Here is a 12,855-nt window from a genome sequence, read left to right on the forward strand (position 1 = left end):
CACGGCAACGTGTGGAGCTGACGAATACTAATCGGTCGAGGGCTTATCCAAAAAGCACATGAAGATGATCAGCGGCTTGGTTTCGATCCAGTTTTCAGGGCGCAAGCCTTGAGAAATGAATACGTTTGGTGATGATGGCGGAAGGGAACCACGCGTACCCATACCGAACACGACCGTTAAGCCTTCCAGCGTCGATGGTACTTGGACCGCAGGGTCCCGGGAGAGTAGAACGTCGCCAAGCAATGAAAGAGCCTCTTTGGATTTATAATCCGAAGAGGCTCTTTCCTGTTGTGTGATGCATAAAATAAGCACATCTTTTCAATTTGAAATGCTTTTGCGGTATATGAAATAAACGATGGGGTGTTTTTTAAAAATAAGCGCACGGTATTATTTAAAGACATAATCTTAGGGAAAGAATACATAATAAGCATAGGAACCGAAACCGTTGTTGCTTAAACGAAGTTAAACAAATGTGATATCGGAGCATCTCGCTGTAGGCTCAGTCTGGAGCACTGCGGGGTGTTGCATTATTGTAAAAATCTGATATAATGTTTTTAAAGTCAAAGAAAGTCAAAGTCAATAATTGAGATTTTCAATGGCTTTCACACAACATTTTACGAACTGGCTTTACTTCTGCCTTTGGAGGTCGAACGGATGCGAAATGTTTCAGAAGTTATCGAACAGTATCTGAAGCAAATTTTGCAGCAGAGCCCGGGCGGCGTGATTGAGATCCAGCGTAATGATCTTGCCGATCAGTTCAACTGTGTTCCATCACAAATCAACTATGTCATCAGTACCCGTTTTACTTTGGAAAAAGGGTACATTGTGGAAAGTAAACGAGGCGGCGGCGGGTACATTCGAATTCAGAAGATTAAACTGCATTCTCATGGCCCCGTGCTTGACCATATTTTTCGAACGATCGGCTCGCATATGGATCAATCCGCTTCGGAAGGTCTGTTGTACCAGCTAGAGGAGGGCGGCTTCATTTCCGAAAGGGAAGCGGCCATCATGAAGGCAGCTATGGCAAGAGAGGTGCTCACCTTGAAACTGCCTCTTCGCGACGAGATTCGGGCGAAGCTTCTTAAAGCCATGCTGATCTCCTTACTTAGCAAATGAGGAGGGAACCGAATGTTATGTCAAGAATGTGGTAAAAAACAAGCAACGCTGCATTTTACTAAAATTTTGAATGGCGAGAAGACGGAATTTCACATTTGTGAAACGTGTGCCAGGGAAAAGGGAGAGCTGATACCGGGAACCCCGAATGGCTTTTCCATTCACAATCTGTTGAGCGGATTACTTGACTTTGAACCCTCAACAACGCCCGGCACGCTGGCGAATAAAGTTCAACCGAGCCGCTGCGAGCATTGCGGGCTTACTTATAGTCAATTTAGTAAAGTAGGACGATTCGGCTGCAGCGAATGCTACAAATATTTCGGTGAGAAGCTCGATCCCCTTTTCAAAAGAGTCCACGGAAATATCATTCACACCGGCAAGGTTCCAAAACGATCTGGCGGGTTGATTAAATATAGGCGCGAAATCGATCGGCTCAAAAAGGAGCTGCTGTTATCCGTTGAAAATGAAGAATTTGAGCAAGCGGCCAAGCTTCGGGATCAGATTCGGGAATTAGAAAAGAAAGTAGCCGAAGGCTGAGATAATGACAGGTTGTTGGGGGGAATGCTTATGACAGAGGCGAGCCGGTTTACAAAGCATGCTCTGAGCGATTGGATGAAGGCGGATGGCCCAGATTCGGATATCGTGATGAGCAGCAGAATTCGCATTGCCCGGAATTTACGGGCCTACCCTTTTCCTATGTTGGCGACGAACCAACAGTCAAAAGAGGTTTTGGATCAAGTAGCTCAGGCGCTTCATAATGATGAATTGAATACGATCAGCAAGTTTACGCTGCTTCCGCTCTCGGAATTGAATGATTTGGAAAAACGGGTGCTGGTTGAAAAGCATCTGATCAGTCCGGCCCTGGCTAACGAGTCACGGAACGGTGCGGTTATTTTGAGCGATAATGAATCGATCAGCATCATGGTGAATGAAGAAGACCATCTGCGAATACAATGCCTGTGCCCCGGTTTTCAAATTAAAGAAGCGTGGGAGATGGCTAATGAAATCGACGATGCTTTCGAGGTGCAGCTGAACTACGCATTTGATGAGAAAAGAGGGTACATGACGAGCTGCCCGACAAATGTCGGAACCGGTATTCGCGCGTCGGTTATGATTCACCTTCCGGCGTTGGTGCTGACTCAGCAGATCAATCGAATTTTGTCGGCTATCACACAGGTAGGCTTGGCGGTTCGGGGTCTGTATGGTGAAGGCAGCGAGGCTCTGGGCAATCTGTTCCAAATATCCAACCAGATTACGCTCGGGCAATCGGAAGAGGAAATTATCGACAATCTTTACAGCGTAGTCAGACAGATCATCGAGCATGAACGGGCGGCCAGACAGAAGTTGGTACATGAAACCAAAGCCAAAATTATCGATCGAGTCAGCCGTTCCTATGGAATTCTTTCCTATGCGGCGATTATGGACTCCAAAGAAGCGACGCAGCGGTTGTCGGATGTTCGGCTGGGCATTGATTTACAATTTATCAAGAATGTGTCACCAAACGTACTGAATGAGCTTCTCGTGATGACCCAACCGGGTTTTTTACAGCAATTAGCAGGAGAAAAGCTAACCCCTGAAGAAAGAGACATTAGAAGGGCCCAGCTGATCCGGGACAAATTATCACAATCGGATTGAAGCCCGGCCGAGTTCATGTTAATGTGGAAACCATATTCCCTTACTAATTTTTGGAGGTGTTACACATGATGTTTGGCAGATTTACAGAACGTGCGCAGAAAGTACTGTCTTTGGCTCAGGAAGAAGCCGTTCGTTTGGGTCATAACAATATTGGAACGGAGCATATTTTGCTCGGTTTGATTCGCGAAGGCGAAGGAATTGCGGCCAAGGCGCTGATCGCGTTGGGGCTTGGTTTGGAGAAAATTCAGGACGAAGTCGAATCGCTGATCGGCAGAGGACAAGAGCAGCCGACGAATATCGCTTATACCCCTCGAGCCAAAAAGGTTATTGAGCTGTCCATGGATGAGGCGCGAAAACTCGGGCATACGTATGTCGGAACGGAGCATATTCTGCTCGGATTGATTCGCGAAGGCGAAGGTGTTGCAGCGCGAGTGTTGGGCAATTTGGGCGTAAGCTTGAATAAAGCCCGCCAACAAGTGCTCCAACTTCTTGGCAGCAGCGAGGTGGTCTCGCCGAACCATGGTAGCCCTGCTAATGTAAATACACCGACTTTGGACGGTTTGGCGCGTGATTTGACCGCCTATGCCAAAGAAGGCAACCTCGATCCGGTTATCGGCCGGAGCAAGGAAATCGAGCGCGTCATTCAGGTGCTCAGCCGTAGAACGAAGAACAATCCGGTCCTGATCGGGGAACCGGGGGTTGGTAAAACCGCTATTGCGGAAGGCCTGGCCCAGAAAATTGTAGCCAATGAGATTCCCGAGACTTTGCGTGACAAACGCGTGATGACTTTGGATATGGGATCTGTCGTAGCCGGTACCAAATACCGCGGCGAATTCGAAGACCGTCTGAAAAAAATCATGGATGAAATTCGTCAAGCCGGCAACATCATTCTTTTCATTGATGAGCTGCATACGCTTATCGGTGCAGGCGGAGCGGAAGGCGCAATCGATGCCTCCAATATTCTGAAGCCGGCGCTGGCCCGCGGCGAACTGCAGTGCATCGGAGCGACGACGCTGGATGAATATCGCAAATATATCGAGAAGGATGCCGCTTTGGAAAGACGCTTCCAGCCGATTACGGTGGATCAGCCTTCTCCGGAAGAGGCGATTCAAATTCTCCATGGGCTTCGTGACCGGTATGAAGCACACCATCGTGTAAAAATTACAGATGAAGCGATTGAGCAAGCCGTGAAGCTCTCCGATCGTTACATCACGGACCGCTTCCTCCCGGACAAAGCGATTGATTTGATTGATGAGGCAAGCTCAAAAGTAAGGCTTCGCTCTTACACCGTTCCGCCGGATCTGAAAAAGCTCGAAAGCCGTTTGGAAGACATCCGCAAGGAGAAGGATGCTGCCGTACAGAGCCAGGAATTCGAGAAAGCAGCCGCGCTTCGTGACACGGAGCAGAAGATGAGAGAAGAGCTCGATGCCACAAAGAACGAATGGAAGGAAAAACAAGGCCGCACCGACTCCGAGGTGACGCCGGAAGATATCGCCCAAGTGGTGGCCAGCTGGACCGGCATCCCGGTGGTGAAGCTGGCTGAAGAAGAAACCGAGCGTCTGCTCAAAATGGAATCCATTCTGCACGATCGGGTGATCGGACAGGATGAAGCAGTGAAAGCCGTGAGCCGCGCAATCCGTCGTGCAAGAGCGGGGCTGAAGGATCCGAAGCGTCCGATGGGTTCATTTATATTCCTTGGGCCGACAGGGGTCGGTAAAACGGAATTGGCCCGCGCTTTGGCGGAGTCGCTGTTCGGCGATGAAAACGCGGTGATCCGGATTGACATGTCCGAGTACATGGAGAAGCATTCCACTTCCCGTTTGGTTGGAGCGCCTCCGGGATATGTCGGATATGAGGAAGGCGGACAGCTTACGGAGAAAGTACGCCGCAAGCCGTACTCTGTCGTTCTTTTGGATGAAATTGAGAAGGCTCATCCGGAAGTGTTTAATATCTTGCTTCAAGTGCTTGAAGACGGACGTTTAACGGACTCCAAGGGCCGTACAGTAGATTTCCGCAACACGCTGATTATCATGACATCCAACGTCGGGGCGGATTTGATTAAGAAAAACTCGACGCTGGGCTTTACTGCGGCACAAGATTCGGGCAGAGATTACGCAAACATGAAGGACAAAGTCATGGGCGAACTGAAGAAGAGCTTCCGTCCGGAGTTCTTGAACCGGATCGACGAAATCATCGTATTCCACTCCCTGGACGAAAAGCATATCGGCGAAATCGTATCGTTGATGGCCGAAGAACTGCGTAAACGTCTGAAGGAGCAGGAAGTGGATTTCGTACTGACCGATGCGGCCAAGGCATTCCTTGCCAAAGAAGGCTACGATCCGGCATTTGGTGCAAGGCCTCTACGCAGAGCGATTCAAAAGCATATTGAAGATCGTTTGTCTGAAGAATTGCTCCGCGGCAACATCAGTAAGGGCGATACGCTTACGATTGATGAGAAAGAAGGCGAGTTGATTGTGGAGCGCAATCAAGGCGTCGCTTCACAAGCATAATGAAAAAATCCGGCTGCCGTTTTCCGGCTGGTCGGATTTTTCTTTATACGGAATGAACTGGGAGGGTTTTCAAGGGTGTTGCATCATGGTAAACTTTGTTTTGTAGTACTATAAGCGCGTTTGGGCTTGAAGCAGGATTAGGAGGCGCAATGGCCAAAGCAAAAACAAAGTTTTTTTGTCAGCAGTGCGGCTACGAAACGCCGAAATGGTTCGGCAAATGCCCTGGCTGCGGAGCTTGGAATACTTTTGTGGAAGAAGTGGAGACTTCCGGCAAGAGCAGGGGGCTTCATTTATCTTTTTCCGATAAGAAAGAAAAAGCAGTTTCCATCATAAACATAGAAAGCAGTCAGGAAGAGCGCATTATCACGGATAACCGGGAGTTAAACCGTGTGTTGGGAGGAGGCGTCGTACCAGGATCCCTTATTCTGGTAGGGGGCGATCCTGGAATTGGCAAATCGACACTTCTGCTGCAGGCTTCCTACGCATTGACGCAGCAAAATCTCAAAGTGCTGTATATTTCCGGCGAAGAATCCGTCAGGCAGACGAAGCTCCGAGCCGACCGGCTTCAAGCGGTCTCCGGTTTGTTGTTTGTACTTAGTGAAACGAACGTGGAGTATATCGAGGCGGCGATTGATGAGATGGAGCCGGATTTTGTCGTCATTGATTCCATTCAGACGGTATATCATCCCGCTGTGGCTTCGGCACCCGGCAGCGTATCTCAGGTCAGAGAATGCACGGGGCATTTTATGCGCATCGCTAAAGGGAGAGGCATTGCCACCGTGCTTGTGGGCCATGTTACTAAGGAGGGGTCGATTGCCGGGCCGCGACTTCTCGAGCATATGGTCGATTGCGTGCTTTATTTTGAAGGGGAGCGGCATCACTCGTATCGTCTTTTGCGTGCCGTAAAGAACCGGTTCGGTTCGACGAATGAGATCGGTATTTTTGAAATGCGGGAGAGCGGATTAGTCGAGGTGAGCAACCCTTCGGAGCTGTTCTTGTCGGAACGGCCGATGGGTGTATCCGGTTCAACCGTGGTTGCGAGCATGGAGGGAACCAGGCCGGTTCTGGTTGAACTGCAGGCGCTCGTATCGACCACAAATTTCCCTTCTCCCCGGAGGATGGCCACCGGCTATGATCACAACAGGTTGTCGCTGATCATCGCTGTGCTGGAGAAACGGATGGGTCTGTTCTTGCAGAATCAGGACGCTTACCTCAATATCGCAGGCGGAGTCAAGCTCGACGAACCGGCAGTAGACCTTGCTGTGGCGGTGAGCATTGCCTCAAGCTTCCGCGATCAGCCTACACAGCCGTTCGACGTTGTCTTCGGCGAGGTGGGCCTGACCGGTGAGGTCCGCGGCGTTTCCCGAGTAGATCAGCGGGTGCGCGAAGCGCAGAAGCTCGGCTTCAAGCGGGTCATTCTCCCGCACAAAAGTCTGAAGGGGTGGACGCCGCCCGCAGGAATTGAAATCATCGGTGTGAATACTGTAGCCGAAGCGCTATCAGCAGCTTTAGTATAACCGTCAGGAGGGACACCTTTGAGCAAGGAAGAAGCGAAACGCGACGTGATGAGCCAACTGCTGCAGTTGGTAGCGCCGGGAACCCCTTTTCGGGAAGGGCTCGAAAATGTGCTGCGAGCCAAAACCGGCGGTCTGATCGTCGTAGGATACAGTCCGGAAGTGATGGAAATTGTGGACGGAGGATTTTCCATCAACTGCGACTTTTCCCCAAACTATTTATATGAGTTGGCCAAAATGGACGGCGCCATCATTCTCAGCGAAGATCTCAAACGCATACTTTATGCCAATACACAGCTGATTCCGGATTCATCCATCCCATCCACCGAAACGGGGATCCGTCACCGGACAGCAGAGCGCGTCGCGAAGCAGACTTCCAAGCTGGTAGTGTCGATTTCGCAGCGGCGAAACGTCATCACGCTGTATCAAGGAAATTTGCGGTATGCCTTAAAAGATATTGGTGTGATTTTGACCAAGGCGAATCAGGCGATTCAAACGTTGGAAAAATATAAATCTGTACTCGATCAGGATTTGACGAACCTTGGCGCTTCGGAATTTGAAGAGCTCGTGACGCTACATGATGTAACGGGAGTTATACAACGTATCGAGATGGTGCTGCGTATTAAGGCGGAAATCAATCGCTACATCAACGAGCTGGGGAACGAAGGCCGTCTGATCAGTATGCAGCTGCATGAATTGGTCGGTAATACGGAATACGAAGCCTTTTTGCTGATTAAAGATTATGTCAAGGATCCCAGCGACGAAAAGGTTAAAGAAGTCTTGAACTCGCTCAAACGGCTGGCCACCGACGAAATGCTGGATCATTCCCACATTGCCCGAGTGCTTGGATTCCCGCATGCGACCAACAGTGCGGAGGAAATCGTATCCCCGCGGGGGTATCGGGTATTGAATAAAATCCCGAGGCTGCCGTCGGTGATCATTCATAATCTGATCGAGCGCTTCGAACAGCTTCCTCATCTGATGATGGCCACGATCGAGGAACTGGACGAAGTGGACGGAATCGGAGAAGTAAGGGCCCGAACGATAAAAGAAGGCCTAAAACGAATTCAAGATCAGGTACTCATTGACAGGCATATCTAACTTGCATACAATCATAAGGTACCTTAGTATAATTGAATTGGGTTAGGTTTTTTTGAATAGGGCACAGTATAACCAGAGGTGGATTAATCATGATAACGAAATCCCTCCCGAATTTGTTTACCGTCGGGAACTTGTTTCTCGGCATCATTTCGATCATTATGGTGTTTAACAATAAACCCGAGCTGGCGGCTATTATGGTGCTTGTGGCTATGCTGCTTGACGGTTTGGACGGACGGTTGGCCCGTGCGCTCAATGTTCAAAGCGAATTCGGCAAGGAACTGGATTCGCTGTCCGATGTCATCTCGTTTGGGGTGGCTCCGGCGTTCATTATGTATGTTATGGCCTTTACCGAGATGAACGCGGCAGGGGCGTGGATTGTCACGGCGATTTTCCCCATTTGCGGAGCGCTGCGGTTGGCTCGCTTCAACGTGATTGCCGGTACGCCCGGCTACTTTATCGGTTTGCCCATACCGGCTGCCGGCGGTGTTCTTTGTACGCTTGCTCTGTTTCACAATGAGCTGAGCACCATGGTGCTTGTCTTGGCCACACTTCTCCTGTCCTATCTGATGGTCAGCACGGTGAAATATCCGAACTTCAAGAAGGTGGGCATTCCAAAAGCGGCGATATGGGTAACCCCGATCGTGGTGATCATCGCCGTTGTCATTGCCGTTCAATTTCCGGGCACACTGTCCAAGATCATCTTTGTACCGCTGCTCCTGTATGCACTGTACGGCCTAAAAAAAAACGTTGACCGTCTTTTCGTCTTTCTCCGCCTGAAGAAAAAGAAAACGAATACGATGGAAGAACCGGAATCCAAAACAACGACAATTTAACGAAGAGATGTCCGTGAAAATGAAAAGCATTTATTTTCCTTATGGAAATAAATGCTTTTTTGTTTTTTTCTTACGGAACGATTAGGCAGGAAACTTTTGGTTCATAATTGTAACGTAAGGGATTATGCAACCGATTTTGATGGAGGTGAAGTCTATGATGAAAAAATGGTTCCAGCTTCTATTCGCAGTTATTGGCGGTACGCTTGGATTACAATGGAGTGATACGATAGGTAAACCATTATTTGAAGTCATAGGTACAGTAACGGGTATTCATGAAATAAAAGGCCAGGGAGCATGGATGTTTGGGGTGGGAGCACTCTTCTTTTATTCGATGAGCTCCTGGGCGCTAAATTCTCTGCTTAAGGTCATGGTTCAGGGGGAAGAACGCGCGGCGAATATGCCGGCGGCCGATATGCTTGCCGGGGCGGCGGGAATGGTGATGGGATTGTTGGTCTCTTCCGTTCTGCTGAATCCTTTGGCGCGTGCGGGTATATTCAATCCGCTGCTGCATATGCTGTGTATCGCGATTTTCTCGTATGCGGGATACCGGATGGGGATCTTGAAGAAAGAAGAGTTGTTAGCCGCACTCGATAAGCGGCGGTCGGATCGGAGACGCGGCGCTTCAGGCGAAGCCAAAGAGTTTGAGGAGCATAAAATTCTGGATACGAGCGTCATTATCGACGGCCGGATTGCAGATATCTGCAAGACGGGGTTTATTGAAGGTACGCTGGTCATTCCGGAATTCGTGCTGGAGGAGCTTCAGCATATTGCCGATTCCTCCGATCTGTTGAAAAGAAACCGCGGACGTCGGGGGCTTGATATTTTGAACAAGATTCAAAAGGAGCTCGACGTGAAGGTGCTGATCTATGAAGGGGATTTTGAAGAGATTTCCGAGGTGGACAGCAAATTGGTTAAGCTGGCGAAATTGCTTCAAGGCAAAGTGATCACGAACGATTTCAACCTGAATAAAGTATGCGAGCTTCAGGGCGTGTCGGTTCTGAACATCAACGATTTGGCCAATGCGGTGAAACCGGTCGTACTGCCGGGAGAGGAAATTCTCGTGCAGGTAATCAAGGACGGCAAAGAGCACGGTCAAGGCGTCGCTTATTTGGATGACGGCACGATGATTGTGGTCGAAGGCGGGCGTGACTTTATCGGCACGACACTGGATGTTCTGGTGACGAGTGTTCTGCAAACTTCAGCCGGACGAATGATTTTTGCTAAGCCCAAGCTATTGGAAAAAGCGCTCTAACGCGGTATGATAGTGTAGATGCGCTAATCGGGCCCATGTCTTGCCGGAAACGGCAGCTTTCGCGAAAGCAGGGCCCTGAAGCCGATATGTTGTGGCAGGTGGACAAGTTGACGATCAGACTTGGAGTAGTCGTTGTCGCTGCGGGCAAGGGCTCGCGGATGGGCACAAAAGAAAGCAAGCAGTATTTGCTGATTGATCATAAGCCGATTCTCGTACATACGCTGGAGCTGTTTGAACGCTTCGCTCCGGTAAGCAGCGTTGCGCTCGTTACCGGAGCGGACGATGTGCCGCGCTGCGGTCAGTTTGTCAGGGAGTACGGACTGGGCAAAGTAAAGCATATTATACAGGGTGGAAAAGAACGGCAGGATTCCGTTTATCAGGGCTTGCAGGCCTTGAAAGGGACTGTCGATTGGGTCATGGTACATGACGGCGTCAGGCCGTTCACGGCAGTTGAGCACCTCACCGCCTGTCTGCATCAAGCGATGAAGACGGAGGCGGCAGTGCTTGCCGTGCCCGTGAAGGACACGATCAAAGTCGTGGACGGCTCAGGGGTGATCCAATCCACTCCTGACCGGAGCAGCTTGTGGGCGATCCAAACGCCGCAGGCTTTTCGTTTTTCCGTGCTGCTGGAGGCGCACGAACGCGCCCGGCAAGAAGGGTTTACAGGGACGGACGATGCCATGCTGGTGGAGCGGATGGGGATCCGCGTGTCGGTAGTGGAAGCCGACTATTACAATATTAAAATCACGACTCCCGAGGATCTGCCTTGGGCGGAGTGGATTATTCGCAATGTCAGGGGAGAGAAGAAATGATGATTCGGGTAGGACAAGGCTTTGATGTACACCAGTTGGTGGAAGGGCGCAAGTGCATCATCGGCGGAGTGGAAATCCCGTACGAGAAGGGACTGCTCGGGCATTCGGACGCGGACGTGCTGCTGCATGCGGTGAGTGATGCCATTCTGGGAGCGCTCGGGCTTGGGGATATCGGCAAGCACTATCCCGATACGGATGCCGCCTTTAAAGATGCGGACAGCTATAAGCTGCTGGTAGACATATGGGGGAAGGCGAAGGAAGCGGGATACCGTTTGGGAAATGTGGATTGCACCATCATCGCGCAAAAACCGAAGATGGCTCCGTATATTCCGGCGATGGCGGAGCGCATCGCTCAGGCGCTGGAGGCGGAGACGAGCCAAGTCAATGTGAAAGCAACGACGACCGAGCAGCTTGGATTTACGGGACGCGGAGAAGGAATAGCGGCACAAGCGGTTGTTTGTCTTGTCCAAGGTGTGCTATCATAACACATATTATTTTGACGGTTGATCGGCTTGCAGGCATCGTTCGGTCTGAAGGAACGCCTGCGGAGCAGGGGAGGAGAACAACGTATGGCAAAGTTTCGTGTGAGGTATGCGCCGAGCCCGACAGGGCACTTGCATATCGGGGGAGCGCGTACGGCGCTGTTTAACTATTTGATCGCCCGTAAGGAAGGCGGACAGTTCGTGATCCGTTTCGAAGATACGGATCAAACCCGGCATGTGGAAACCGGAGTGGACAGCCAACTGAACGGATTGAAGTGGCTGGGTATCGAATGGGACGAGAGTGTGGATGTAGGAGGACCGTATGGGCCGTATCGCCAAACCGAACGGCTGGACCTGTACCGGCCTTTTATTGACCGGCTGCTGCAGGAAGGCAACGCCTACTACTGTTACTGTACGGAAGCGGAGCTGGAGGAGGAGCGGGCTAAGCAGGAGGCTGCGGGCCAGATGCCGATGTATTCGGGCAAATGCCGCCATCTGACGCCGGAGCAGGCGGAGGCCTACAAAGCGGAAGGCCGCAAGCCGTCGATCCGCTTCCGTGTGCCGGAGAACCGGACGATTGCTTTCGAGGATCGGATTCGCGAGCACGTCGAATTCGATACGAACGGCATCGGCGATTTCATTATCGTCCGCCCCGACGGCATCCCGACGTATAACTTTGCGGTCATTCTGGATGACCACCTGATGGACATCACCCTAGTTATTCGCGGGGAAGAGCACCTGACCAATACGCCGCGGCAGATCATGATGTATGAAGCGCTTGGCCTTCCTGTGCCGGAATTCGCGCATTTGGCGCTGATCCTGAATCAGGACCGCAAAAAAATGAGCAAACGGGACGAATCGATCATCCAATTTATCGAGCAGTATAGGGATCTGGGTTATTTGCCGGAAGCGGTGATGAACTTTATCGCGCTCCTAGGCTGGTCTCCGAAAGGGGAGGAAGAAATCTTCACAAGGGAAGAGCTGATTGCAGGATTCGATCTCGACCGGTTGTCCAAGAGTCCTGCGGTATTCGATATGGATAAGCTCAATTGGATGAGCAACGTCTACATCAAAAAGGCGGATACCGAGCGTATTGCAGAGCTGGCACTGCCCCATCTTCAAAAAGCGGGCAGACTGCCACAGGAGTTGACGGACGAGCAGCGGCAGTGGGCTCACTCCCTGATCGGGCTGTATCAGGAGCAGCTGCGCTATGCCGCTGAGATTGTTGATTTGTCGGAGCTGTTCTTCCGTGAGGAGGTCAGCTATGATGAAGAAGCTAAAGCGATGCTTGCGGAAGAGCATGCACCCGTCGTATTGCACAGCTTCTTAACCCAGGTGGAACAGGCGTCAGAGTTTGATGTCGATGCTCTAAAGGCGATGCTGAAAGCTGTCCAAACGGAAACCGGCTATAAAGGGAAGCAGCTCTTTATGACGGTGAGAGTGGCCCTGACGGGTCAAATGCATGGGCCCGATCTGAATAGGACCTTGTATTTGTTGGGCAAAGAAAAGGTGATTCAACGGGTGAAGAAGTTATTGTAAAACTTCCGTTTTTTCGATATACTATAGAGATCATTGATATTGCTTTAACTTCATACTTAGTGGC

At 50.6% G+C, this 12,855-nt stretch carries 11 protein-coding genes and 1 rRNA gene; all 12 read left to right on the plus strand.

All coding sequences use genetic code 11. From position 1 onward, the window contains the following. Window positions 1-124: 124 nt before the first annotated feature. The 12 genes from rrf (at window position 125) to gltX (ending at window position 12,791) form a co-directional block, all read left to right on the plus strand. Window positions 125-241: ribosomal RNA gene (rrf, locus tag NR121_RS19995) — 5S ribosomal RNA — on the plus strand. A gap of 413 nt (window positions 242-654) precedes the next feature. Continuing rightward, window positions 655-1,116, plus strand: coding sequence for a CtsR family transcriptional regulator (locus NR121_RS20000; protein ID WP_062410357.1), 462 nt, complete (start codon window positions 655-657; stop codon window positions 1,114-1,116). A gap of 12 nt (window positions 1,117-1,128) precedes the next feature. Beyond that, on the plus strand, window positions 1,129-1,650 hold the full coding sequence (mcsA, locus tag NR121_RS20005; RefSeq protein WP_062410358.1) for a protein-arginine kinase activator protein McsA: 522 nt from the start codon (window positions 1,129-1,131) through the stop codon (window positions 1,648-1,650). A 30-nt stretch (window positions 1,651-1,680) separates the two neighbouring features. Next, window positions 1,681-2,748, plus strand: a complete 1,068-nt coding sequence (gene mcsB, locus NR121_RS20010; protein WP_062410359.1) for a protein-arginine kinase McsB — start codon at window positions 1,681-1,683, stop codon at window positions 2,746-2,748. Window positions 2,749-2,813: 65 nt separating this feature from the next. Further along, the gene (clpC, locus tag NR121_RS20015; RefSeq protein WP_054818694.1) at window positions 2,814-5,258 is read left to right on the plus strand and encodes an ATP-dependent protease ATP-binding subunit ClpC; all 2,445 of its coding nucleotides are present in this window, start codon (window positions 2,814-2,816) and stop codon (window positions 5,256-5,258) included. A gap of 149 nt (window positions 5,259-5,407) precedes the next feature. Beyond that, window positions 5,408-6,775, plus strand: a complete 1,368-nt coding sequence (gene radA, locus NR121_RS20020) for a DNA repair protein RadA (RefSeq protein ID WP_062410360.1) — start codon at window positions 5,408-5,410, stop codon at window positions 6,773-6,775. Between the two features lie 18 nt (window positions 6,776-6,793). Further along, the gene (disA, locus tag NR121_RS20025; RefSeq protein WP_256380575.1) at window positions 6,794-7,873 is read left to right on the plus strand and encodes a DNA integrity scanning diadenylate cyclase DisA; all 1,080 of its coding nucleotides are present in this window, start codon (window positions 6,794-6,796) and stop codon (window positions 7,871-7,873) included. A gap of 89 nt (window positions 7,874-7,962) precedes the next feature. After that, window positions 7,963-8,706, plus strand: a complete 744-nt coding sequence (pssA, locus tag NR121_RS20030; RefSeq protein WP_054818696.1) for a CDP-diacylglycerol--serine O-phosphatidyltransferase — start codon at window positions 7,963-7,965, stop codon at window positions 8,704-8,706. Between the two features lie 154 nt (window positions 8,707-8,860). Then, on the plus strand, window positions 8,861-9,958 hold the full coding sequence (locus NR121_RS20035) for a PIN/TRAM domain-containing protein (RefSeq protein ID WP_054818697.1): 1,098 nt from the start codon (window positions 8,861-8,863) through the stop codon (window positions 9,956-9,958). Window positions 9,959-10,065: 107 nt separating this feature from the next. Next, entirely contained in the window at window positions 10,066-10,770 is a 705-nt protein-coding gene (gene ispD / locus NR121_RS20040; protein WP_137671169.1) for a 2-C-methyl-D-erythritol 4-phosphate cytidylyltransferase, read from the plus strand. Further along, window positions 10,770-11,255, plus strand: coding sequence for a 2-C-methyl-D-erythritol 2,4-cyclodiphosphate synthase (gene ispF, locus NR121_RS20045; RefSeq protein WP_054818698.1), 486 nt, complete (start codon window positions 10,770-10,772; stop codon window positions 11,253-11,255). The genes ispD and ispF overlap by 1 nt, the downstream gene beginning before the upstream one ends. A gap of 84 nt (window positions 11,256-11,339) precedes the next feature. Beyond that, window positions 11,340-12,791: a glutamate--tRNA ligase gene (gltX, locus tag NR121_RS20050; RefSeq protein WP_174351239.1), complete on the plus strand. Its 1,452-nt coding sequence runs from the start codon at window positions 11,340-11,342 to the stop codon at window positions 12,789-12,791. Window positions 12,792-12,855 lie beyond the last annotated feature (64 nt).

Origin of the sequence: Paenibacillus sp. Pae15 (genome assembly GCF_024519685.1) — a bacterium.
Taxonomy (GTDB): Bacteria; Bacillota; Bacilli; order Paenibacillales; family NBRC-103111; genus Paenibacillus_G; species Paenibacillus_G naphthalenovorans.